Here is a 23,647-nt window from a genome sequence, read left to right as displayed (position 1 = left end):
TCGCGCAAAGGTGATCCAATTTGCAGTGCGAGGACGCATAAATATGGCGGACAATCTGGACCGGATGGACATCAAGATTCTGGAGCGGTTGCAGATCGACGCTTCCGAGTCCTCCAGCGAGATCGCCGAGCGGGTAGGGCTTTCGCAATCGCCGTGCTGGCGCCGGATCCAGCGGCTGCGCGAGGAAGGCTATATCAAGGCGCAGGTGGCGATCCTCGACCGCGAGAAGTTCGGCGAGAGCATGTACATCTTCGCCCAGCTCAAGATGGGCCGGCTGAGCGATGAGGGGCGCGAGCGCTTCATGCGGGCGGTGGAGGAAATCCCCGAGATCACCGAAGCCTATACGCTGTTCGGCGAAATGGACGTGATGCTGAAGGTGTTGGCGCCGAGCATGGCCTGGTATCAGAATTTCACGTTCCGCACGCTGTTGCGCCTGCCTGGTGTCGAGGACATCCGATCGGTCGCGACGCTCTCCGAGATGAAGTGCAGCCACCGGCTACCCCTTCCATCGCGCTGACAGCGCGACAATCGGCCGGACGGGGCGCCGGCCCCGCATAAATCATGTGCGAGGACGGTCTGGCGGCGGGAGAACGCAGAAATTTTTGCGGCTCCGGTCGATACTATGGGCACCGGAGGAGAATATATGACCAGGCCTGCCCGAAACACTGTCCTTGCAATGGCAATTGCTCTGGTGCCGGTTTCGGCAAGCAGCCGGGAAGCCGCCGACCCGGTGCCGGAGCTGTCGATTACCATCGCGCCCTCCGCGCCCGATGCCGCGCACAACATTCCCTATGTCGATGTGACCGTGGTCACGCAGGGCATGCGCCGCAAGGCCGGGGAAGACCTGTTCAAGCTCCCGCTGGTCGCCAACACCGTAGTCACCAGCGGCAAGGACCTGCAGGCCCTTGCGATCACCGATGCGGCCGGCAAGGTCACAGCAACGGTCAGGGATGTCGAGGAAGACGGTTCGAACCGTACCCGAATCTGGCAGGCGCCACGCGCTATCGATGGCGCGGTGACCATCCGCTACCGCGTGCCGATCGATGCAGCCGCGCCGCCGCTCGCCCTGCCGCAATATGAGATGCGGACCGAGAAGGATGGCTTCTCGGCCGCCGCCAATGCGTTCGTGATCCTCCCCGCCGACGAGATCGCCCGGCGCGCGAAGGTGCAGTGGGACTTTGCCGCCTATGGCGCGGGCGGGATCGGTGTCTCCAGCTTCGGGATTGGCGACGTCACAAGCAGCGAGCCGCTGACTCCCTCTCGCCTGTCGTCGGTCTATTACATGGCCGGCAAACCCGGCGTATTCCAGGCGCGCGGCGACGGCTTTTTCGCCGCGTGGCAGGGCACACCGCCGTTCGAGATGGCCCCGTTGATGCACTGGGCGGGCGACCTCCACCGCTTCTATGGCGCGTTCTTCGGCTATATGCCGCCCAGCTTCGGCGTGTTCGGGCGCACCAATCTCCGCAATCCGGGTAGCGGCATCGGTCTGACCGACAGCTTTGCCTTCACTTTCAACGACACGTCAAAGCCCGACGACCTCAAATCACTGCTCGCGCACGAGATGCTGCACAGCTGGGTCCGTTCGCTCGACGAGTCGATGGACGCCGCCGGCGGACTCGATCGATCCTGGTTCGGAGAGGGACTGGCGGTGCACTATCAGCGCATGCTGCCTTATCGCGCCGGCATGATTACGGCGGACGAATTCCTGGCCGACCTCAACGAGACCGCCGCACGCTATTACACGAACATCAAGATCAACGTGCCGAACGCCGAGATTCCGGCTGGCTTCTGGAAGGACACGCGCATCCGCGTGCTGCCCTACGATCGCGGTTCGCTCTATTTTGCCGCCGTGGATGCAGCGGTACGCAGGGTTTCGGGCGGCAGGCGCAGCCTCGATGACATGGTGCGGACGATGCTGGCGACCCGCCAGGCCGGAAAGCCTATGGATGAGGCGCTGTGGCGCTCTCTGCTCAAGGCGGAACTGGGGACGAAGGGAGGCGCGGATCTCGACGCGATGTTGGCTGGCGGTACCGTCACGCCGCCCTCCGATGCGTTCGGCCCGGGCTTCCGTCGCGTGTCGCGCAAGCTGCGCCGCTTTGACCTCGGCTTCGATCCGGCGTCGCTTACCGTCAGGCCGAAGCTGGTCAAGGGGCTGATCGCCGGTTCCGAGGCGGAGAAGGCGGGGCTGCGGAATGGCGATGAAATCCTCAACACGTTCTCGCAGGACGGGCTGCAAGGGGACCAGACGCGCCTGCTCACGCTGGAAGTGCGGCGCGGGTCTGAGACGCTGTCGATTCGGTATCTGCCTCGCGGGGAGACGGTGGACGCCTGGCAGTGGGAGCGCGTGCCGGTGCGCTGAGCACCGGGCTAGATACCGATTGAGGCTTCTGGCTGTTTTTTGGCGACGCTGGCGCCGTCGCCGATAGCTGGATGGCAGCTCTGGCCGGGTAGGCACTGGAGGTAGGCCGACGGCATGCGGCCCAGTTGTGCCCGCTTTTCGGCTATTGGAAAGGCGAAGTGAAACGGTGGCGCCACGAGTTGGCGGAGCGCTTCGGGGCAAGATTGCGCCGAGCAGCTGATCGGGAAAAGAGCCTGTAGGGGGCAGGAAGGGGCCACGGATTTCCTACCGCCCCAGAGCCAAAGTTTTTCTGCGGTGGGATGACGGCGACGTGGTCCCGTCTTCGGGTGGGTTCGGCCGCTCACCCGCATCCTGCAGCTAGAATTGAAAATAGTCCGCGAAGATCCGGTCTGCGTATTCACGCCGTGGCTCCTGTTGCATGCCTTGCGCCGGAAAGCGATATCGATGAGAGCTTTGTGCCTCCGCATAGGCCGAAGGTGCAGGCGCCGATAAGCGCGCGGTGCTAAGGAGCCGAGTTCTTCGCGATGGCGGCGGTGTAAGTGATCGCGTCAGGCGATACCTTTATGACGGTGATCGCGACGTCGCGGATGGTGAACGTTCTGGCGCCCAAGCGGGCTGTGTCGATCTGGCCAGAGCCGGGATGCAGCAAGTCGTCGATCGAATAGCCGCGAATCTCGAACCGCATCTCGCCACTCCGTATTCCCTGATAGGCGATGTCATAGATGCGGCCCACTTCGATCGGATCATAAGCGGCGGGGTCTGGAACCGCAGTGCCCTTGGCGTAGTCGCGGGGCGGTATCATCGGCTGGCCCAACTTCACGGTCTGCACCTGCCCAAAGGTCGCGGGGTCCGGCGCGGAAGAGCGGATGACCGGTACGGACTTGTCCTTTGACATCCGCTCGTGCAGCGCGATGGGCGGCATTGCGCGATTGCTCTGCGCGAGTAGTGCCTCTGTGAGGGCTACATCGTCGATCATGAGCGGGAAGTATCCGGCCGCGTGGCGGGCGGCTGGCCTGGAACACACAAAGTCCAGCTCCGATCGGGCGAGCGCATCGGTCGCCTCCGCCATCTCGACGCTGGCGCGCGTGGAGGTATCGATCACGCTCTCGTCATATCCGAACCGCTGCACGCCACCCCAGCCCAGCCGACGTCTTTCGCAATCGGCCTCCATGAAGCGCACGATTCTTGCGATCGGATTGCCGGGCTGCCGGATTATCTCTTTCGCAGCGAAGCGGACGACCGGGCCTTCGCGCTCGATCGTATCGGCGTCGATGAACAGGACGCGATCCTCGCCTCGACCGACATACCACCAGGGGGCAGCGGCAGCGGGCGCCGCAGCCAATACCCATGTGGCGGCGAGCAATATGCCAGACAGTTCGCGCGACAATTCCAGTCCCCTTATCGATAGCCTGCGGCGTGCTGCGAATAGAAGGTGTCGCCGCTAACGCATCGAACGAAACACTGTCGGCCAATCTCCCGGCGCGATCCCGCCACAGGATTGCTGCAGGCTCATTTCCGAGAGCTGGAACGATGCCCCGTCCCAGACCCAGCTTGCCGACACGCCGCAATCGGCAAGACCCCGGCCCTTGGCGGCCATGCTGAGCGTACCGGTCTCCGGGTCGAAGGCCCCCTCGGTGAAATAAGCAGCTTCGAAAGGGTCGGACGCGTTGCCGAGGTAAGGCGTCGGCGGAATCAAACGGCGGCTCGTGCCCTCGCGCCGGGGCGCGACGAAGGCAAGCGAGGAACCCTGATATGCCCCCATGATGCAGGGAATCAGAACAAGCGCCTGCGTGTCGTCGAGCGCGTGCGCTTCCGGCATCTGCGGTGTCTCACCGCACCCTTCCTTTTCGAAAAGAGCACCCTGGTTCGCCCGGACCGCCTGGATCAGCCGTTGCTCCTCGCCGGCGGCCAGGCGCGCCTTGACCGGACGATGGGGAACCCTCGGCAGCGCAGGCGGATCGGGAACCAGCGATGCCGGCTTCGCGCCCGTCCGGAGCAGCGCGGTCACCCCGCCGACGCGCTGCTGCCGATCGTCGAGGCGCAGAAGGGCCGCGGCGAAACCATCCAGCGGCACCGCTTGGTCTTCGCCGAGGGTGACTTCAGAAGCGTTGCGCAGCGTCAGGACGAGAGCGCGTATCGCCAGCAGATCGTCGGTCGTAGCCATGGTCTCGTCATCGGAAACCTCGATTTTCCAAGCCGGCCCCGCGAGGCCAGCCGGCTGCCCGTCGACGCGGATGTCCGCCAGCGCGAATGGATGCGCGGCGCGGATCGAAGCGATCAAAGATCCGCTTGGGCCGGCATCGCGCTCGATCCTGATCTCCGCGCCCTGATAGCTGTCGCGAAAGCCCTTTACGACGCAGCTTAGTGTGTTGTCGCACGCGACGAACCAGGAACCGTAGGTGTCATAGGACTGGATGGTCTGGACCGGCGGCGACGCTCCGACAGAAAAGAATGCCGTCGCTACGAGAAGGAGAGTCGATCCTGCGCAACGGGCTTTGGTCAATGTCGCTCGCCTTCCAAAGGGCACGCTTTCAAACGCACTCCGAAGCGCTTCGATCCTCTTCCGTGAACCGGAAAAGGACGCCGAGTGTAATCCGTCCGGTCACTTGGCCGTACCCTCATAAAAGGGGCCGATCGACCACGCCCGCCGCTGTCAGCCGGGTGACGCGGCAGAGCCAGCCAGTAGCCCGCCGTCGATGTTTATTTCCGTCCCGGTTACATAGGTCGCTTCGTCCGAAGCGAGCGTTGCGACGATGGCCGCGACTTCATCAGGCATCCCGAACCGCTTCAAGGGTGTATCTGCAACGAGCGCCTGCATCTTTGCATCCCGATCGGGGCCGTTGCCCAGCATCGGTTCCCAGATCGGCGTGAGAATCGCAGCCGGGTGGATCGAGTTGCAGCGTATCTTCCACCCCTGCTGCGCGCAGTACAGCGCAACCGTTTTGCTGTGGTTGCGGATCGCCGCCTTGGACGAGGCATAGGCCGCAGCGCCGGGTATGCCGACCAGTCCCGATCGAGAGGATATGTTGATGATCGAGCCTGTCCCCGCACTTTTCATAGCGCCGATCGCATAGCGACAGCCGAGGAACGTTCCGTCAAGATTGACGCGGTGCACCGCGCGCCAATCCGCGAGGCTGGCATGTTCCGGATCGTGGGGCACCATGCCCGCTTCGAACCCGGTCACGCCGGCATTGTTGACCACAACGTCCGCCACCGGAACAATGCCGGCCAACCGTCTCCAGTCGGCTTCCTCGCGCACATCGAGCGGTATGAACGCACACCCAATTTCGGCTGCCGCTGCCGATCCGGTCGCTTGGTCAATGTCGGTGAGAATAACAACGGCGCCTTCGTCATGAAAGCGGGTCGCGATCGCGCGGCCGATTCCACGCGCGGCGCCGGTGACGACGCACGTCTTATTGTTCAGTCTTTGCATAAAGTACTCGAGACAGAGTCTGGTCGGCGGATTGCTCCGCTGGCGAATGCCTTGCCGCTTTAGCGGTTACGCTGGATCATTTCGAAAGACTCCCGAGAACATGCCGTTGCTACGGCATCAATCGGCTGGCCGCAATTCCGAAAACGGACGCCTGCTCGTGCGCGGCCTGTGCCGCCCCGGCGGCGGAGTGGCGGCGCCCCGTCGCTGGATGCCCGGCCGTGTCGCACACGACCGGGCATTCCATATCAGAACCAGGTGCGGACGCCGGCCGCGACAGCGCGCCCGATCACTGGTGCCCGATAGCGCAGGAAGCTGTTGTGCGGGCGTGCGTCGCTGTCCGTCAGGTTGGTCACGTCGACAAAGGCCTCCCACTTTGCGCTCGTCGCGCCACCAAAGGCATAGGCGGCATGCGCATCGGCCATCCAATATCCGGGCGAAACGGCCTCGTTCTTGGCGACGCGTTCCTGCCCGGCATAGTAGATCGCGCCGGCCGCGAACCGCCAGCCGCCCGTGGTGAGTTGCACATCGCCACCGTATCGCGACACGGGCGTGCGGGGCAGGTATTTGCCATCCAGCGCCTGCCGGTAATATTCCGCGTCCCATTGGCGCGTCGCCCCGGAAGCGAACGGACTATAGCCGCCGGGCAGCGTGAACACCGGCTTGCCCAGCACGTGATCGGCGATGGCGTGCAGCGTCACCTGACCGAAACCGAATTCCGGAAGGCGCAACATCGCCTGGCCCTCGACCCCGTCGAAATTGGTATCGCCCTGGCGCCATTCACCAACCGACAGCGTCCTCGAGACACCCGTGTTGCCCAGATAGATGAAGTCCTTGTAGCGCACGCGATAGCCGGTCGCGGTCAGGCTGGCCCAGCCGAAATCGACGCCGCCGCCAAGCTCGAAATTCTCCGAGCGTTCCTTGCGCAGGCGCCCGTCGCCTTGCTCTTCGGTCAGCGTCGCGAAGTGATTGCCATTGGCGTAGAGTTCGTTGACGGCGGGCGCGCGTTCGCCATGGGCATAGCGTCCGTCCAGGTGCAGCCAGCCGGTCAGGTCCGCTCGCAGGGATGCCGACGCATTCCAAAGCCGGAAGCGGCGATCGCGGGCGTAGCTGACACCGAGGCCGCGCCCGGCGCGCACGCTGGTCTCGTCCAGGTCATGGTCGATCCAGTCATGCCGCCCGCCGGCATTGAGCGTGAACGGGCCGATCGCGACTTGTTCGAGCAGGAACACCGCTTTCTCGCTGGTGTCGATGCTGGGCAGATATGCCGTGGGGCTGGTGGTGTGGAAACGGCGATCGGTGATTTCGCCCCCGAACACGCCGTGCAGCGGCCCCAGCGCGTGGTGGGTTATTTCCAGTCGGGCAGTGTCGGCGTCGATATTGAAACGGCTCATATCGTTGCCGTCGATGCGTTCGCGTTCGATGTCGTGCGACGACGCCGCACGCAGGGTCACTGCGTCGATTCCCGGCAGAGGGTTATAGACGCCCCCTTTCAGATCGATGCGGAATTGCTCGGCGCGAATGTCGATGGGCGAGGGCGTCCGGTGTTGCGGCGTGACATAGCGAAAGCCCGGCACGCCATAGGCGGCATTGTAGTAGCCCGCGCTGACGCCGAGGAAGCCGCCCGTCCCGATATAGCTCAGCCCGGCGTTGGCTACGGCTGTCGTGAAACCGCTATTGTCCAGCGTGCCGTCCTGTCCGGGGGCGAGATCGGTGATCTTCTGGTTTGCCGGCGCGGTGCCATCCACCCATTTCCCGGTGGCCGGATCGCGTACCCAGGTGATGCTTCCCAGGCTTACCTGGCACGTGGCACGCAGGCCGGTGTTGCCGACCAGGCTTTTCCAGTCGCGGCATTGCGACGCCTTGCTTTGCCCCGCGATGGTGAGATCGGAGGCGTGGCGGTACAGACCGTCGACATGCCAGGCGAATTCGCCCAGCGCGCCATCCAGTCGCCCCATCGCCGTAACGCCGCTATTGTCCCCGGTGCTCAATTGCGCGCGGCCGGTGAGCGGGCGTGCCGGTAGCGTGGTCGGAATACGACCGTCCTCCACATTCACTGCGCCGCCGATTGCGTTGCCGCCATAGAGTACCGCGGCGCTCCCCTTTTGCACGATGATCCGATCGGCCAGAAATGGCTCCAGGGGCGCGGCATGATCGCCCGTGATGCCCGACAGATCCTGTGTCGGCAGCCCGTTGGTGAGCAGCGCGACGCGATTACCCGCCTGACCGCGGATTTCCGGGCGACCGGCGAGCGGCCCGTAATAGCTGTTCTGGACGCCGGGCAGCCGATCAAGCGTTTCGCCCAGCGAGGCGGCGCGCTGTTGCTCCAGTTCGGTGCCGTCGAGAACCGACGTGGCAGCGGTGGCGAGATCGGCTGCGGCGGGAACGTCGTCCCGGATGCCGGTGACGACGATGTCCCGTTTCCCCTCGGTGCCGGCCTGGTTGGACTGGGCGAAGGCAGTGCCTCCCCAGGCGAGCGCGGCAACGCTGGAAATCGCGATAGTGACGTGAGAACGCATCATACCCCCAAATTTGATGAGGGCGGGGCCGTACGGATGATATGATATAACGTCAATTGCAAAGGGGCGCGACGATGCATCTGTTGTCCGCAGCTTAACCGGGCTCGTGACCGCAGGACGAGGACCCATCCGTCTCCAGCCTTGAACGTGGTCACCGTCAGCCGGCGACCGGGGTAAAGTCCAGGCCGCCCCGGCGCGGTAGCCGACGGTCAGGTCGGCAGAGGCGCCGCCCGGCCAGCACCGCGATCGACTTCTGAAGGGCCGCCTTCGCACATCCTCTTTCCTCGGTGCGATTGGAGGCAGGCATCGGACTGATTGAAACCAATGCCGTGCTCGCGCATAGGGTCACGATGCTGTCGCAGAAGACCCGCTACACGATCCGCGCGCTCCAGCACCTTGCGGATCGCTATGGAGAGGGCCCGGTGCCCCTGAGCGAGATCGTCGCGGCGCAGAATATTCCCGCCAAGTTCCTGACCGTCATCCTGTCCGAAATGAACCGCGAAGGGCTGGTTCAGTCGCAGCGCGGTCGCGACGGCGGCTATCTGCTTGCGAAACCGCCTGCGGAGATCCGCATCGGCGATCTGGTGCGCATGACCCATGGCCCGCTGGCGCTGGTCCCCTGTGCCAGTCGGTTCAGTTATGCGCGGTGCGACAATTGCATCGCCGAGAAGGACTGCCGCCTCCACCATCTCATGCTCCACGTCCGAGACGAGACCGCGCGCATCCTCGACATGGTGACGCTCGCCAACCCGGTCCCCGACGGGATAAACTCCACTTATATGGTAGACAATTAAACCTGCTTTGCCGCCAAAGAGGTCGGCACGCTTGATTGCCTTGCGGCGAGGATGTCGCGACGCAGCAGGAGCATGTCATGTCGGGTGCCGTCGAATCGAAGGATGTGGCTGAACGCAGCCCGCTGAATTTCCTCTGGTTCATTCCCTCCGGTGGCGACAATCGCCGGCTCGCCTGGCCGGAGGGAGAGCGTGCGCCCGACCCCGATTATCTGCGACAGGTGGCAGTGGCGGCGGACAGGCTGGGCTATTACGGCGTGCTGATGCCGACCGGCGCGATGTGTGCCGATGCCTGGATCACCGCCGCGTCGATCGCGCCCTTCACCGAAAACCTCAAGCTGCTGGTCGCCCTGCGTCCGGGGCTGACCGCGCCGGCCGAGGCGGTACGCCAGGCGGCGGCGCTCGACCGGCTGTCGAACGGACGCGCGCTGCTCAACGTCGTTACCGGCGGCAGCCCGCGCGCGCTGGCGCAGGACGGCATTTTTCTCGACCATGCCCAGCGCTATGCGCAGACCGCCGAGTTCCTCGACATCTGGCGCAAGCTCGCGCGCGGCGAGACCGTCAGCCAGAGGGGCGAGTATCTGGGTATCGAGGGCGGGCGGCTGATCTTCCCGTTCGTCCAGGAACCGCATGCGCCGATCTGGTTCGGCGGATCGTCCGAGATCGCGCGCGAGATCGCCGCCGAGCATGTCGACGTCTATCTCGCCTGGGGCGAGCCGCCGTCGCAGTTGAAGGCAGTGATCGACGATGTGCGCGCGCGCGCCGCCAGGCGTGGCCGCACCATCCGCTTCGGGTTGCGCATCCATTTCATCGTCCGCGAAACGGAAGGCGAGGCGTGGGACGCGGCGAACGACCTGATCCGCCATGTCACCGACGATCAGATTGCGCTGTTCCAGTCGTACCTCACCAAGGGCAGCGATTCGGTCGGCCAGTCGCGGATGCAGGCGCTGCACGGCGGGAGCCGCGCCAATCTGGAGATCGCGCCGAACCTGTGGGCGGGCATCGGGCTGGTGCGTACCGGCGCGGGCACCGCGCTGGTCGGCGATCCCGAGACGGTGGCAGAGCGGCTGCAGGAATATGCCGATATCGGCATCGATACGATCATCGGTTCGGGCTACCCGCATCTTGAGGAAGCCTATCGCGTGGCGGAACTGCTGTTCCCCAGGCTCAACCTGCCGCATCGCCGCACGCCCACGCTGCCGCCGCTGCGGCCGTTGTTCACGGCGGACGACCTTCAGTTCGCTACGGGCGCGGGCACGCCGCCGCCCGCCTTTGCCGGCCGGGTCACCTGAGGCGGATCTAGCGGCCCAGCAGCCGGTCGAGGATCCGCCCCTCCAGCGCCGCCAGCGCGGCGTCGCCGTGGCGGCGCGGGCGGGGCACGGGGATCGTCAGGTCGAGCGCGATCCGCCCGGCCTCCATCACCACGACGCGATCCGCCAGCGCGACCGCCTCGGCCACATCGTGGGTCACGAGCAGCGCGGAAAAGCCTTCGTGCGCCCACACGGTTTCGATGAGCGTCTGCATCTCGATCCGGGTGAGCGCGTCGAGCGCGCCCAGCGGTTCGTCGAGCGCCAGCAGCGTCGGCCGGCTGAGCAGCGCGCGGGCGAGGGCGACGCGCTGGCGCTGGCCGCCGGAAAGCGCGGCCGGCCAGTGTTCCGCCTTGTCGGCAAGGCCCACTTCGGCGAGGCGGGCGTCGATCAGCCGGTCACGCTCGGCCGCATCGTGCGCAGCGTGCGCGCCCACCGCGACATTGGCCCGCACCGTTGCCCAGGGGAGCAGCCGCGGCTCCTGAAAGACCAGCCGGGCGGCGGGGCGGTCGACCTGGATCTCGCCGCCGCCGATCGGCGCCAGCCCCAGGATCGCGCGCAGCAAGGTGCTCTTGCCACAGCCCGAGCGACCGACGATCGCGACGAACTCGCCCGGCGCGATCGACAGGCTGAGGCGGTCGAGCACCTGGTTGGCGCCGAACGCGACCGAGAGATCGCGGACCACCACGGGCGCGCCGCTGGTCGTGCGGTCGTTCCGTTCGACGAGGCGGAGGGCAGGGAGGTTCATGGCTCAAGCCTTTGCATAAGCGGGATTCCAGCGGAGCAGCCGGTGTTCGAGGCCGCGCGTGAGGCTGTCGGCGAGCTTGCCGAGCGCGGCATAGACGAAGATCGCCAGCACGATGATGTCGGTCTGGCTGAACTCGCGGGCCTGGATCGCCATATAGCCGATGCCCGAATTGGCCGCGATCGTCTCGGCCACGATCAGCGTCAGCCACATGATGCCCAGCCCGAAGCGCAGCCCGACCAGGATCGACGGCAGCGCGCCGGGAAAGATCACCCGGCGAAACAGCGTCCACCGGCTCATGCCATAGACGCGGCCCATTTCGATCAGCTGCGGATCGACCGAGACCACCCCGTGATAGGTGTTGAGGTAGATCGGGAAGAAGATGCCCCAGGCGACGAGCAGGATCTTTGCCTGTTCGCCGATTCCGAACCACAGAATCACCAGCGGCAGTAGCGCCAGATGCGGGATGGTGCGGACCATCTGGAGCGTCGGATCGAGCAGCCGCCGTGCAAAGGGCGAGAGGCCGGTGAGCAGCCCCAGCGCGAAGCTGATCGACCCGCCCAGGACCAGCCCGGTGAGCGCGCGCGCAGTGCTCACTGCCAAATGATGGATCAGCTCGCCATCGGCGGTGAGTTCGGCGCCCGCCTTCACTACGGCGGTGGGCGCCGGCAGGATCTGCGACGGCAGCAGCCCCGTGGTCGAGGCAAGCTGCCACGCGGCGAGCAGCGTGACCGGGACCAGCGCGGGCACGAGCGCGCTGTCCTTCCAGCCGGCGGCGCGCGTCATGCGGCGGGCTTCCAGTCGGTCCAGGCGGCCTTCGAGGCGTCGATCTTTTTCGGCAGGACGCCGGCCTCGAACAGATAGTCCGAAACCTTCTGCTGGTTGGCGATGATGTCGGGCGTGACCGGATCGACGGCGAACAGGAAGTCCTGGTACCGCGCCAGCATCCCATCGAGCACCTGCGGCGGCAGCCGCGTCGCCTTGGCGAGCTGGTCGCGATAATAGAGGCGATTGGCGTTGCCCCACCCGGCTTCGGCGCGCAATTCGTCGAGCGTGGCGCGCAGCGCGTCGGCGCGGTTGAGCACCAGATCGCCCGAGGCGATGTAGAAGGCGGTCGTATTGATGCCGGAGGCCGGCAACGGCACTTCGCGCGCGCCGCCGCGCAGCTGGGCCAGCGTGAAGAACGGGTCCCAGATCACCCAGGCATCGACCGATCCGTTGGCCAGCGCGGTCTGGGCATCGCCGGGGGCGAGATTGGCGACCGAGATGTCGCCCAGACCCAGCCCCAGTTGCTTCAGCCCGGCGGCCAGCGCGAATTCCGCAGCCGACCCCTTGGTATAGGCAATCCGCTTTCCCTTCAGCTCCGCCAGCGAGCGGACGCCCGACTTGGCCGGCACCAGCAGGCCGCTGCCGACCAGTCCGGGAAAGCTCTGCGCGGCGACGTAATAGAGATCGGTGCCTGCCGCCTGAGCATAGGCAACGGGGGTGTCGCCGACCAGGCCGATATCGACCGCCCCGGCCCGGATCGCCTCGATCAGCGGCGGGCCTGAGGCGAACTCGACCCATTTGACCGGGCCGATGCCGCGTTTCTCCAGCCGGCGGGCGAAGTCGCCCCGCGTCTCCGCAAGGAAGGGCACGCCGTTCTTCTGGGTGGCGAAGACGATATCCTTGCGCGCCGGCTTTTCCGCGCAGCCGGCAAGGGCGAGGCTAGCGGCGGTGCCGCCCAGCAGGGCGATCGATTGACGCCGCGTGATCATTCGGCCGCCTCCAGCAGCGCGTCAGGTTCGGGTTTGAGCAACCGGCTCGGCTGGCCATCGACGCCGATCGCCACCTCGCCGGCCAGCGTCACGCGGCGCACGACGCGGTGCTGGTCGCCATAATCGTCAATCGCATAATGCTGAGTCGCGCGATTGTCCCAGATCGCCACGTCGCCTTCGCTCCAGCGCCAGCGGACGGTGTTCTCCAGCCGAGTGACATAGCTTTGCAGCCGGTCATACAGCGCGCGCGAATCCTGCGGCGGGAGCCCGACGAACTGCTTGACGAAGCCGCCGAGCAGCAGCGTCCGCTCGCCGCTTTCGGGATGGACGCGAACCACGGGGTGCTCGGTCTCGTACACCACCCGCGCAAAGATCGCGGCGAACAGTTTGCGCTGCTCCTCGGTCGCATTGGGCCGTTCGGCGGCATAGTCATAGGCGTTGGTGTGGATCGCGCGCAGCCCGTCGGCGAGGCGGCGCAGCGGCTCCGGCAAGTCGTCATACGCGGTGACGGTGTTCGCCCATACGGTATCGCCGCCCGCCGGCGGGATCGTCACCGCGCGCAGGATCGAGGCGAAGGGATAGCCGGGCACGAAGGTGATGTCGGTGTGCCAGTGGTTCGCCCGCGCGCCATGGTGCGAGTCCAGTTCGAACAGGAAATTGCCGCGCGACGGCACCGTGGGATGCTCGAACGGCGTGCCGAAGGCGCGGCCAAAGGCTTCCTGTCCGGCATCGTCGAGGTGCCGCTGGTCGCGGAAGAACAAGACCTTGTGACGCACCAGCGCGGCCCGGACGGCGGCGAGCGTTTCGGCGGGCAGGTCTGCGGACAGCCGCAGGCCGCGTACTTCGGCGCCCAGCCGCCCGCCGACGGGAACGATGTCGAGCGGGATTTCGGGGTCGGGCGCGTTCAGATAGGCGCTGGTGGTGGAAGCTACGGTCATCGCAGGTCTCCTGTTCGGGGTTTCATTCGGCGGCGGCGGCAAGCGCCGGGTGTGCGGGAACGGCAAGGCCGAGATGGTCGCGCAGCGTGGTGCCGGCATAGTCGGCGCGGAACAGACCCCGGCGCCGCAACTCGGGCACGACGAGATCGGCAAAGGCCTCCAGCCCCTGCGGCAGCGTGGGGCCCATGATGTTGAAGCCGTCGGCCGCGCCGCTTTCGAACCAGTCCTGGAGCAGATCGGCGATATCGGTGGGCGTGCCGATGATCGTCTTGTGCCCACGCGCGGTAACGACGCGGGCGATCAGCTGGCGGATGGTCAGCCCTTCGGCGCGGGCGGTGTCGACGAACAGCTTCTGGCGGCTCTGCCACCCCTCGGTCGACGCAGGCTCGGGAAGGGGGCCATCGAGCGGGAATTGCGAGAGGTCGACGCCCATCAGGCCGGAGACGAGGCCCAGCCCGATGCGGGGATCGACCAATTCTTGCAGTTCGTCGTGATAGCGCTGCGCCTGTTCGCGCGTTTCGGCGACGAAGGGCATGATGCCGGGCAGGACCAGAATGTTGTCGGGATCGCGCCCCTGCGCGGCGGTGGCGTCGCGCAGCCGGGTGCGGAAGGCGATCGCATCCTCGCGCACCTGTTGTGCGGTGAACACCAGCTCGGCGGTGGCGGCGGCGAGCGCGATGCCGTCGTCGGACGAGCCGGCCTGGACGATCACCGGATGCCCCTGGGGCGTACGGTCCAGCTGGAGCGGGCCGGCGACCTTGAAGAAGCGACCGTCATGGTCGATCGGATGCACCCGCGCCGGATCGTAATAGCGCCGCGATGCCGTATCGGCGAGCAGTGCGCCTTCGTCCCAGCTGTTCCACAGCGCCTTGACCACATCGACATATTCGCCGGCGCGGGCATAGCGGTGGCCATGGTCCAGCTGGTGGTCGAGCCCGAAATTCTGCGCCTCGGCATCCGATCCCGACGTCACGCAGTTCCACCCTGCGCGCCCGCCGCTGAGGTGATCGAGCGAGGCGAATTTGCGGGCGAGGTGATAGGGCGGCAGATAGGTGGCCGACACGGTGGCGACCAGGCCGATATGCGTCGTCTGCGGCGCGATCGCGGCGAGCAGCGACAGGGGCTCGTAATAATAGACCGGGGCCGCCAGTGCGCCGATTTCCGACGGGCCGCCGAACATCGCGACATTGTCCGCGAAGAAGATCGCGTCGAACTTCGCCCGCTCGGCCACTTGCGCCAGATGCACATAATGGTCGAGCCGGGTCAGCGCGCGCGGGTCTGCCGAGGGGTGCAGCCATGCGGCGACATGGTGCCCCACGCCCATCAGGAACGCGCCCAGCCGCATCTGTCGATCCTGCGCCATGGTCAGAACCGCCCCCGCAGCGTGGCACCGAAGGTGCGCGGATCGCCGAGCACCTTGATGAACGGGCTCACTGCGCTTGCCGGCCCCAGGCCGACCGCATAGCGTTTGTCGAACACGTTGCGGCCCCAGAATTGCAGCGAATAGCGGCCGTCGCTGGAGCGGATGCCGATGCCCGCGTTGGTGAGGCCATAGCCGTCCTGATGGCCATAGGTGGAGATCGCGGAAAGCAGATTGGTTTCGCTGCGATAGGTCTGGTTGACATAGCCGGTCAGGTTGATCCGGTCCGACACCGGCGCGTCGTAATCGAGGCTGACCTGGCCGGTCCATTTCGACGCGCCGGGCACGCGCGTGCCCGACAGGTCGATCGAGGTCGGGCCGCCGGTGTAGCTATATTCGATCGGGACGGGCGCGTTCTTGTACGAGCGGAAGGTCGCGTCGTTATAGGCGCCGTTGGCCGACAGCGAGAAGCCGCCGCCCAGCCGCGCCGCGCCTTCCAGCTCGACGCCGCGCAGGCGCACGCGCCCGGCATTGCCCAGGAAATTGCCCAGCGCGACGCGCGTGGGGTCGAGCTGTGTCGCCTGGAAGTCCTTGATGTCGTTCCAGTAGAAATTGAGGTTGAGCGTCGCGCGGCCGCCCGCCAGCGTGGTCTTGATTCCCGCTTCGTAATCGGTCGATTTCTCCGGATCGATGATCACGGGCTTGTTCGGCGTCGCGCCGAGATTGGCGGCGCCCGATTTCTCGCCATAGCTGACCGAGGCATAGAGCAGCACGTCGTCGCTGAGCTTGAACGACGGGTTGACCAGCCACGACCAGCTATCGGTCGTGCGCTCGTCGGACACGCGGAACAACCCTCCGAACGCGGTCACGATCGCCGCCCGCGCGGGCGCGAGTGCCGCCGGCAGCGTCGCGCCGCCAAAGCTGGTGGCGGTATTCGACGCCTTCTTGTTCTCGCGCGTGAAGCGCAGCCCGCCTGTAAGCGCGAGCCGATCGGTGGCGTGGAGCGTCGCCTGGCCGAACGCGGCGCCGCTCGTCACCTGAAGCTGGCCCTTCTGGTCATATTCCACCCCGTCAAGGATCGAGGGCAGCAGGAAGGCCGCCGGCAGCGCGCCGGTGAGGAAGTATTTGGTCGAGTCCGACTGGAAGATCGAACGGTTGTTGCTGATCAGGTCTTCGCGCAGGAAATAGCCGCCGAACTGCCAGTCGAGCGTGCCGCCGGTCGCGCTCGCCAGGCGGATTTCCTGGGAATATTGATCGACATCGACGTCATAGCCCGCGCGCAGGATCGACAGCGGCGATGCGTCGCTGTCGTTCTTCGGGCGGAAGCGCTGCTGGCGCCACGCGGTCACGGCGGTGAGTGTCGGGCCGCCGAGATCGACGGTCAGCTCGTTGGATACGCCATTGACCTTGCTGCTGATGCGGTTCTGCGTGTTGAGGTCGGCGTTATTCCCGACGTCATAGCTGGGCGTGTAGCCGAAGATCGACTGGAGCTTGTTCTGCCACGCCCCCGCGCGGACCGTGCCGTTGGCGAAGCGGGTCGCGTCCGTGAAGCCGGGATAATAGTTGTTATACTCGCTCGTCTCGTAATGCTCGGCGATCAGGCGGCTGGTGACCGGGCCGCTCTGGAACAGCAACTGGCCGCGCGCGGCCCAGCGATTGACGTCGAGATATTTCTGGCCGTCATAGGCGTTCTTTGCCCAGCCGTCCGAACGATCGACATAGAAGGTCGCGCGATAGGCGAGCGTGTCGCCGATCACCGGGCCGGTGGCGTTGGCGCGGATCTGGAACCGGTTTTGGTTGCCATAGCCCGCCTCCAGATTGAGTTCGGGCGTGAAGCTGGGCCGCTTGGTCGTCACGACCAGCGCGCCGATCGTGGTATTCTTGCCGAGCAGCGTGCCCTGCGGCCCGCGCACCAGCTCGATATGGTCGAGATCGACGAAATCGAGCCAGCTGAAGCCGACATGGGTGAAGAAGACGTTGTCGACGATCAGCCCGACGCCCGACTCTGCGCCGTCGTTGTTCGCGTTGCCGCCGAGGCCGCGGATGTACAGGCCCGACACGCGCGTGTTCTGCTGGACGGCCGCGAAATTCGGGAGCTTCGCCGCGAAATCCGCAACGCGGTAGATATGCTGCGCACCGAGCGTGTCGCCGGATACGGCGGTGATCGCTACCGGTACGTCCTGTAGCCGTTCCTCTCGGCGGCGCGCGGTGACGAGGATGTCACTGCTGTCCTGAAGCTCCGGCCCGACGTCCTTGTCGTCGACCGTAGGGTCGGCGGCGGCAGGCGCACCGGCGGCGCGATCGTCGGTGGGTGCATTGGCGGGAGCCCTGTCCCCGGCCCAGGCTGGCACCGACGCCAGGAGGCCAAGCGCCGTGGCGCCGAGATAGAGCGAGCGAAATCTGGATGTCTGCACTGGCGTTCCCCTTTATCTCTATCATTTAGGTAGGGATTAAATTGGGCAACGGGAGTTCGGCTTGGTGCCGCCAAGCAAAAACTATCAGCCGCAACGACCGGGACGGGGTTCCACGCTATTGCCTATCAAAATAGTAGGATATAAAATCGCGCTTGGGGAGACGTGATTTGAAGGTGGATTCGGTTCTGCAAACGATCGGCAATACGCCGCACATCCGCGTGCGGCGGCTGTTTCCCCGCGCCGAGGTCTGGATCAAGTCCGAACGCTGCAATCCGAGCGGCTCGATCAAGGACCGAATCGCGCTGGCGATGATCGAGGCTGCCGAGCGCAAGGGGCTGCTGGTCCCCGGCGGGACGATCATCGAGCCGACCAGCGGCAACACCGGCGTAGGCCTTGCGATGGTCGCGGCGGTCAAGGGATACCGGCTGATCCTGGTGATGCCGGAGAGCATGTCGATCGAGCGACGGCGGCTGATGCTGGCCTATGGCGCGGCCTTCGACCTGACTCCGCGCGAGAAGGGAATGAAAGGCGCGATCGAACGCGCGATCGAGCTGGTGGCCGCCACGCCCGGCGCGTGGATGCCCCAACAGTTCGACAATCCCGCCAATATCGACGCGCATGTCCACACCACGGCGCAGGAGATACTGAGCGATTTCCAGGGCGACCCGATCGACGCGATCATCACCGGGGTAGGCACCGGCGGGCATATCACCGGCATCGCCGAGACGCTCAAGATGGAGTGGCCCAACCTCAAGGTCTTTGCCGTCGAGCCGTCGCTGTCGCCCATTCTGTCGGGCGGACAGCCGGGGCCGCACCCGATCCAGGGGATCGGCGCGGGCTTCGTTCCCACCAATCTCCATGCCGATATTCTGGATGGCGTGATCCAGGTCGCGTTCGGAGCGGCCAGGGAAATGGCGCGCCGCGCCGCTCGCGAGGAGGGGCTGCTTGTCGGCATCAGCTCGGGCGCGACGCTGGCGGCAATCGCGAGCAAGCTCCCCGACCTGCCTGGCGCGCGGGTGCTCGGCTTCGCGTATGACACCGGCGAGCGCTATCTCTCCGTCCCCGATTTCCTGCCGCAGGAAGAAGTGAACCGGGCACCGGTGAGCGCTTAGAAACCGTTTGGAAACGCGCCCCGGCGCCAAACAGGCTCTTAGGCGCTCCCCTGCCGCCAGCAACGCTTTGCGGTGGCCAAGCATTTCTTCGCTTTAAACACTATCAAAACGGTAGAGTATTAGCTGCAACGGGCTATCGAAGCGGCGCGGCGACCGTCCCGAACCGGCGTGCCCGGCGCTTCGATGCCATCAACAAACCAGAAAAAAGGGGAAGCACATGTATAAATGGACGTTCTTGCTGTCGGCAGCATTGGTCGCACCGCTCGCGGCCCAGGCGCAGGACGCAACGCCGCAAAGCGAGCCCGCGCCTGCCGAGGGCAGCGCGATCGTCGTTACGGGAACGCGCTTCGCCGGGCGCACGGTCACGACTTCGCCGGTGCCGATCGACGTGCTGAGCGGCGAGGACGTGCGCGCGTCGGGGTATAACGAGACGACCGAGATCCTTCGGCAGCAGGCCCCGTCCTTCGCCTTTGCCACGCCTACCACGCCCGACGGCAATACGCATATCCATTCCGCCTCGCTGCGCGGGCTCTCGCCAGACGAGACGCTGGTGCTGCTCAACGGCAAGCGCGTGCACACGGCCGGCTGGGTCAATACCGGCGGCACGATCGGCAAGGGTTCGGTGCCGACCGATCTCAACCAGATCCCCGCCGCCTCGATCGGCCGGGTCGAGATTCTGCGCGATGGCGCGTCGGCGCAATATGGCTCCGACGCGATCGCCGGGGTGATCAACGTGCTGCTGCGCACCGATACTGCGGTCCACGGCACGGCGAGCTTTGGCAGCACCTATGACGGTGGCGGCGACACCTATGAATTCTCGCTGGGCGGCGGCCTCAAGCTGCCCAATGACGGCTTCGTCAACATCACCGGCTATTACCGCGACCATAAGGCCGCCAATCGCGCCGAGCCCGATACGCGCCAATTCTATTTCGGGCGATCGCCTACCAACACGCCGCAGCCACTGTCGGCGCGCTATGGTGCGGGTATTGGCCTGAATCCCCCGGGGGGCGTCGCGGGCACCACGCTCGACCCGCGCGAGGCCACCGTCGACCGCAACGTCTGGCGCTTCGCCGACCAGGGGGACATCAAGGATGCGAGCGGCATCCTGAACTTCGTCCAGCCGCTGGCCGGGGACACCGAAGTCTATGGCTTTGGCGGCTACCGCGTCAGCAAGGCGCATTCTAACGCATCGTTCCGCCGACCGGGCCAGGACGAGAATGTCCGCGCGCTCTATCCCGACGGCTTCCTGCCCTTCGTGAACACCGAGAGCACCGATTACTCGTCCGCGATCGGCGTTCGCGGCGCTCTGGCTTCCTGGAACTGGGACGTTTCCACCGTCTATGGCGGCAACACGATCGAATACCGCACCGAGAACACGCTCAACGCGACGCTGGGTACTGCCAGCCCTACCCGCTTCTACAACGGCAAATATGGCAGCACGCAGTGGACCACCGACCTCAGCTTTTCGAACAGCTTCGATGCGGGGCTGGCCGGGCCGCTCAACCTCAGCGTGGGGGCGGAATACCGGCGTGACGGGTACAAGATCGGTGCGGGCGAACCGGACAGCTATGCCTTCGGCACTGCGCGCGTCCTTGATGGACCCAATGCCGGGGCGGTGCCCACGATCGGATCGCAGGGCTTTGCCGGCATCCAGCCCGGCGACGTCGTCGACGTGCACCGCGACGCGATTGGTGCCTTTGCCGAAATCGGCCTGAACCCGGTGCGCGGCTGGACTGTCGATCTTGCCGGTCGCTATGAACATTACAGCGATTTCGGCGACACCTGGAACGGCCAGGCATCGACTCGGCTCGAACTGGGGGCCGGCTTCGCGGTGCGCGGCTCGGCAGGCACGGGTTTCCACGCTCCCGCGCTGCCTCAGCAATATTTCAGCTCGACCAGCAGCCGCACGATCATCAACGGCCAGGGCTTTCCCGACTATGTCCTCGTCCGCACCGCGCCGGTCGGCTCGGCGCTGGCACGGGCATTGGGCGCGCAGGACCTGAAGCCGGAGAAATCGACCAGCTTCGGCGGCGGGCTGACCTATGCGGGCGGCGGGCTTTCCGCATCGGTCGACTATTATCACATCGACATCGACGACCGGATTTTCCTGTCCTCCAACTATGTCGATGCGGGCAGCAGCCGCCGTCTGCGCGACTATCTGGCGAGCATCGGCATCCCCGGGGTCACCAGCGTGCGGTACTTCACCAACGCCGCCGATACGCGCACCGAGGGCGTCGATGTGACGGTCGCCTATGCCGCGGCGCTGTCCGATTGGGGAAAGCTGCGCCTCACCGCCGCGTATAATCGCAACACCACCCGGCTGCGCCGCGTCGCGTCGACGCCGAGCCAGATCACCGGGCTGGGCATCACCACCCCGCTGTTCGACATCAACGAGCGGACCCGCGTTGAATATGGCCAGCCCAAGGACAAGGTGGCGCTGGGCGCCAATCTGAAGGCTGGCATCTTCACGCTGGATGCGCGCACCACACGCTATGGCAAGGTCGAGCAGGTTGCGCTCACCAACCAGTCGCCCGCCAATGTCGCGCTGGCAGGGCAGGGCGGCACGTCGTTCCGCACGCGCCCGACCGAGTCGGGCGCTGCCGGCAATCTGGACGTGATCCAGCGGCTCGACCCCAAATGGGTGACGGATATCAGCATCACCGGCCAGCTGACGAAGAACGTCGCACTCACGCTCGGTGCGAACAATGTGTTCAACGTCTATCCGACCGAGAACATCCGCTCGACCGCCGCGCTGACCGGGGCCGACACCAATGGCGCCTTCCCCTATAGCGAGTTCTCGCCTTTCGGGTTCAGCGGGGGGTATTATTACGCGCGGATCGGAGTGAACTTCTGATGGACTCGATCAGCCTCGCGCGGCGTTCGCTTGTGATCGGCGGCGGCGCTGCGGCAGTGGCGGTTGCGACCGGAGTGGGGGCCACCCCCGCTCCGGCAGGCGCGCGCCTGTCGCTGAACGAAAGCGCCTTTGGCCCGTCGCCGGCGGTGCCCAAGGCACTGCTCAGGGCGTTGCACGGGCTGGAGCGCTATGTCGACCAGGCGGAAGTCGATGCGCTCAGCCGGCAGATTGCCGCGCTGGAGGGCGTGGCGCCCGAGCAGGTGGTCATCGGCGAGGTGCTCGAACCGCTCGGCCTCTATCTGGCCCGGCAACGTCCCGGTGGGGGCGAGATCGTCTATTCGGTGCCAGGCTATACGGCGCTGGTCGACGCAGCGGCGCCGCTGGGCGGGAAGGGCGTCGGCATCCCGCTTGATGCGCGGTTCGAAAACGATCTGCCCGCGCTCCAGCACGCGATCGGTGCGGCGACGCTGGCGGTTTCGCTGGTCAATCCGCACAATCCTTCGGGCACGGTCAGCGATACCGCCGCTTTCGACCGCTTCCTCGTCGAGGCATCGCGCAAGACGCTGGTCGTCGTGGACGAAGCCTATCTCGAATATGACGATCTCGCCGCGCGCAGTGCGATCCGCCATGTCCGCTCCGGCGCCAACGTCCTTGTCTTTCGCACGCTGGCGAAGATCTACGGACTTGCGGGCCTGTCGGTCGGCTACGCGGTCGCGCCGACGGCCTTGGCGAGCGGGCTTCGCGCCGCGGGGATCGGGGCGCCGCATTCGCTTTCGCGTCTTGCACTGGTGGGCGCGGGAGCCGCGCTTGCGGACCAGGAGCATGTCCGCACGGTGCGCCGCGCCGTCGCGACCGAACGCGCGCGCCTCCATGCCGAACTGGATCGCCAGCACCTGGCGCATAGCGACAGCCGCGCCAACTTCATCTTCTTCAAGCCGAGGCGTCCCGTCGCCGATGTCCGTGCGGCATTCGGTGCGGCGGGCGTCCAGATTGCGCGACCCTTTCCGCCGCTGGAGGACTGGATCCGGATCACGACCGGGCGGCCGGAGGAGAATGATCTGGTGCTGAAGGTACTGCGCGGCACGGCATGAATACCAACCCTGCCGCGATCGACGGAATGCGCCGCATACCCGGCGGTGTCTTCACAATGGGGTCGGAGCGCTTCTATCCTGAGGAAGCGCCGGTGCGGCGCGTCCGCGTCGATCCGTTCTGGATCGACGAGACGCCGGTGACCAACGACCAGTTCGCCGCCTTCGTCGCCGCGACGGGCCATGTCACGCTCGCCGAGATCGCGCCCGACCCCGCCGACTATCCGGGCCTGCTGCCCGAGCTTGCCCAGGCGGGGTCGCTGGTGTTCGAGAAGACGGCGGGGCCGGTGCCGATGCACGACGTCACGCAATGGTGGCTGTACCTGTTCGGCGCCGACTGGCGGCATCCGACCGGACCCGAAAGCACGCTTGCCGGGCTGGGAGATCATCCGGTCGTTCATATCGCGCACGCGGATGCGCTTGCCTATGCCCGATGGGCGGGCAAGGCGCTGCCGACCGAGGCAGAATGGGAGTTTGCCGCGCGCGGCGGGCTTGAAGACGCCGATTATGCCTGGGGCGACGCCCTCGCGCCCGGCGGGGCGATGCTGGCAAATTACTGGCAGGGCGCGTTTCCCCATGCCAACAGCCTGCTCGACGGGTGGGAGCGGACGTCGCCGGTGCGCAGCTATCCGCCGAATGGCTATGGCCTGTACGACATGATCGCCAATGTCTGGGAATGGACCGACGATTGGTGGTCGCTTCCCGAGGGCGGGGCGAACAAGGGGCAGGGCAGTTGCTGCATCCCCGCCAATCCGCGGGGGGGCAGCGAGGCGGCGAGCATCGACCCGGCGGCACAGGCACTCGGCACGGGGCGCAAGGTGCTGAAGGGTGGATCGCATCTGTGCGCCGAAAGCTATTGCCAGCGCTATCGCCCGGCGGCGCGCCATCCCCAGCCGATCGACACATCGACCAGCCATGTCGGGTTCCGCTGCGTGGTGCGCGGCGCGGCGGGCGGATAGGGGCCGGCGCCTAG

The 23,647-nt window shown here is 66.1% G+C and carries 18 protein-coding genes; 8 read left to right on the top strand and 10 right to left on the bottom strand.

What is annotated here, in order from left to right; genetic code table 11:
* Positions 1–43 precede the first annotated feature (43 nt).
* Positions 44–517: an Lrp/AsnC family transcriptional regulator gene (locus tag ACG3SL_RS15135; RefSeq protein WP_183998663.1), complete on the top strand. Its 474-nt coding sequence runs from the start codon at positions 44–46 to the stop codon at positions 515–517.
* Positions 518–676: 159 nt separating this feature from the next.
* Positions 677–2,359, top strand: a complete 1,683-nt coding sequence (locus ACG3SL_RS15130) for a M61 family metallopeptidase (protein ID WP_448662009.1) — start codon at positions 677–679, stop codon at positions 2,357–2,359.
* A gap of 502 nt (positions 2,360–2,861) precedes the next feature.
* Here the strand turns inward: ACG3SL_RS15130 and ACG3SL_RS15125 are convergent.
* From ACG3SL_RS15125 to ACG3SL_RS15110, 4 genes are all read right to left on the bottom strand, one after another.
* Positions 2,862–3,746 carry a hypothetical protein gene (locus ACG3SL_RS15125; protein ID WP_448662008.1) on the bottom strand — a complete coding sequence of 295 codons (885 nt, stop codon included), beginning with the start codon at positions 3,744–3,746 and terminating at the stop codon, positions 2,862–2,864.
* Positions 3,747–3,800: 54 nt separating this feature from the next.
* On the bottom strand, positions 3,801–4,862 hold the full coding sequence (locus tag ACG3SL_RS15120; RefSeq protein WP_448662007.1) for a DUF1176 domain-containing protein: 1,062 nt from the start codon (positions 4,860–4,862) through the stop codon (positions 3,801–3,803).
* A gap of 150 nt (positions 4,863–5,012) precedes the next feature.
* On the bottom strand, positions 5,013–5,792 hold the full coding sequence (locus tag ACG3SL_RS15115) for an SDR family oxidoreductase (protein WP_448662006.1): 780 nt from the start codon (positions 5,790–5,792) through the stop codon (positions 5,013–5,015).
* A 245-nt stretch (positions 5,793–6,037) separates the two neighbouring features.
* The gene (locus tag ACG3SL_RS15110; protein WP_448662005.1) at positions 6,038–8,308 is read right to left on the bottom strand and encodes a TonB-dependent receptor; all 2,271 of its coding nucleotides are present in this window, start codon (positions 8,306–8,308) and stop codon (positions 6,038–6,040) included.
* Positions 8,309–8,658: 350 nt separating this feature from the next.
* Here ACG3SL_RS15110 and ACG3SL_RS15105 point away from each other — a divergent pair, with 350 nt between their 5' ends.
* A complete protein-coding gene (locus tag ACG3SL_RS15105) occupies positions 8,659–9,102 on the top strand; it encodes an RrF2 family transcriptional regulator (RefSeq protein WP_448665140.1) in 444 nt (147 codons plus the stop codon).
* 77 nt (positions 9,103–9,179) lie between these two features.
* Positions 9,180–10,391, top strand: a complete 1,212-nt coding sequence (gene ssuD, locus ACG3SL_RS15100; RefSeq protein ID WP_448662004.1) for an FMNH2-dependent alkanesulfonate monooxygenase — start codon at positions 9,180–9,182, stop codon at positions 10,389–10,391.
* Positions 10,392–10,398: 7 nt separating this feature from the next.
* Here ssuD and ACG3SL_RS15095 read toward each other — a convergent pair whose 3' ends face one another.
* From ACG3SL_RS15095 to ACG3SL_RS15070, 6 genes are read right to left on the bottom strand one after another with little or no spacing between them, the layout of a single operon-like run.
* Positions 10,399–11,154 (bottom strand): ABC transporter ATP-binding protein, encoded by a 756-nt coding sequence (locus tag ACG3SL_RS15095; RefSeq protein WP_448662003.1) that lies wholly within the window; start codon positions 11,152–11,154, stop codon positions 10,399–10,401.
* Between the two features lie 3 nt (positions 11,155–11,157).
* The gene (locus ACG3SL_RS15090) at positions 11,158–11,937 is read right to left on the bottom strand and encodes an ABC transporter permease subunit (protein WP_448662002.1); all 780 of its coding nucleotides are present in this window, start codon (positions 11,935–11,937) and stop codon (positions 11,158–11,160) included.
* Positions 11,934–12,908 carry an aliphatic sulfonate ABC transporter substrate-binding protein gene (locus ACG3SL_RS15085; protein ID WP_448662001.1) on the bottom strand — a complete coding sequence of 325 codons (975 nt, stop codon included), beginning with the start codon at positions 12,906–12,908 and terminating at the stop codon, positions 11,934–11,936. The genes ACG3SL_RS15090 and ACG3SL_RS15085 overlap by 4 nt, the downstream gene beginning before the upstream one ends.
* The gene (locus tag ACG3SL_RS15080; RefSeq protein WP_448662000.1) at positions 12,905–13,846 is read right to left on the bottom strand and encodes a TauD/TfdA dioxygenase family protein; all 942 of its coding nucleotides are present in this window, start codon (positions 13,844–13,846) and stop codon (positions 12,905–12,907) included. The genes ACG3SL_RS15085 and ACG3SL_RS15080 overlap by 4 nt, the downstream gene beginning before the upstream one ends.
* Positions 13,847–13,868: 22 nt before the next feature.
* Positions 13,869–15,209: an LLM class flavin-dependent oxidoreductase gene (locus ACG3SL_RS15075; RefSeq protein ID WP_448661999.1), complete on the bottom strand. Its 1,341-nt coding sequence runs from the start codon at positions 15,207–15,209 to the stop codon at positions 13,869–13,871.
* Between the two features lie 2 nt (positions 15,210–15,211).
* Positions 15,212–17,620 carry a TonB-dependent receptor gene (locus tag ACG3SL_RS15070; protein ID WP_448661998.1) on the bottom strand — a complete coding sequence of 803 codons (2,409 nt, stop codon included), beginning with the start codon at positions 17,618–17,620 and terminating at the stop codon, positions 15,212–15,214.
* A gap of 167 nt (positions 17,621–17,787) precedes the next feature.
* Between ACG3SL_RS15070 and cysK the strand changes: the two genes are divergently transcribed.
* The 4 genes from cysK (at position 17,788) to ACG3SL_RS15050 (ending at position 23,633) form a co-directional block, all read left to right on the top strand.
* Positions 17,788–18,732, top strand: a complete 945-nt coding sequence (gene cysK, locus ACG3SL_RS15065) for a cysteine synthase A (RefSeq protein WP_448661997.1) — start codon at positions 17,788–17,790, stop codon at positions 18,730–18,732.
* A gap of 217 nt (positions 18,733–18,949) precedes the next feature.
* Positions 18,950–21,586 (top strand): TonB-dependent receptor plug domain-containing protein, encoded by a 2,637-nt coding sequence (locus ACG3SL_RS15060; RefSeq protein ID WP_448661996.1) that lies wholly within the window; start codon positions 18,950–18,952, stop codon positions 21,584–21,586.
* On the top strand, positions 21,586–22,677 hold the full coding sequence (locus ACG3SL_RS15055; protein ID WP_448661995.1) for a pyridoxal phosphate-dependent aminotransferase: 1,092 nt from the start codon (positions 21,586–21,588) through the stop codon (positions 22,675–22,677). The genes ACG3SL_RS15060 and ACG3SL_RS15055 overlap by 1 nt, the downstream gene beginning before the upstream one ends.
* A gap of 26 nt (positions 22,678–22,703) precedes the next feature.
* A complete protein-coding gene (locus ACG3SL_RS15050; protein WP_448665139.1) occupies positions 22,704–23,633 on the top strand; it encodes a formylglycine-generating enzyme family protein in 930 nt (309 codons plus the stop codon).
* Positions 23,634–23,647: the final 14 nt, after the last annotated feature.

The organism is Sphingomonas degradans (assembly GCF_053502645.1).
This window is presented reverse-complemented; position numbering and strand designations above follow the sequence as displayed.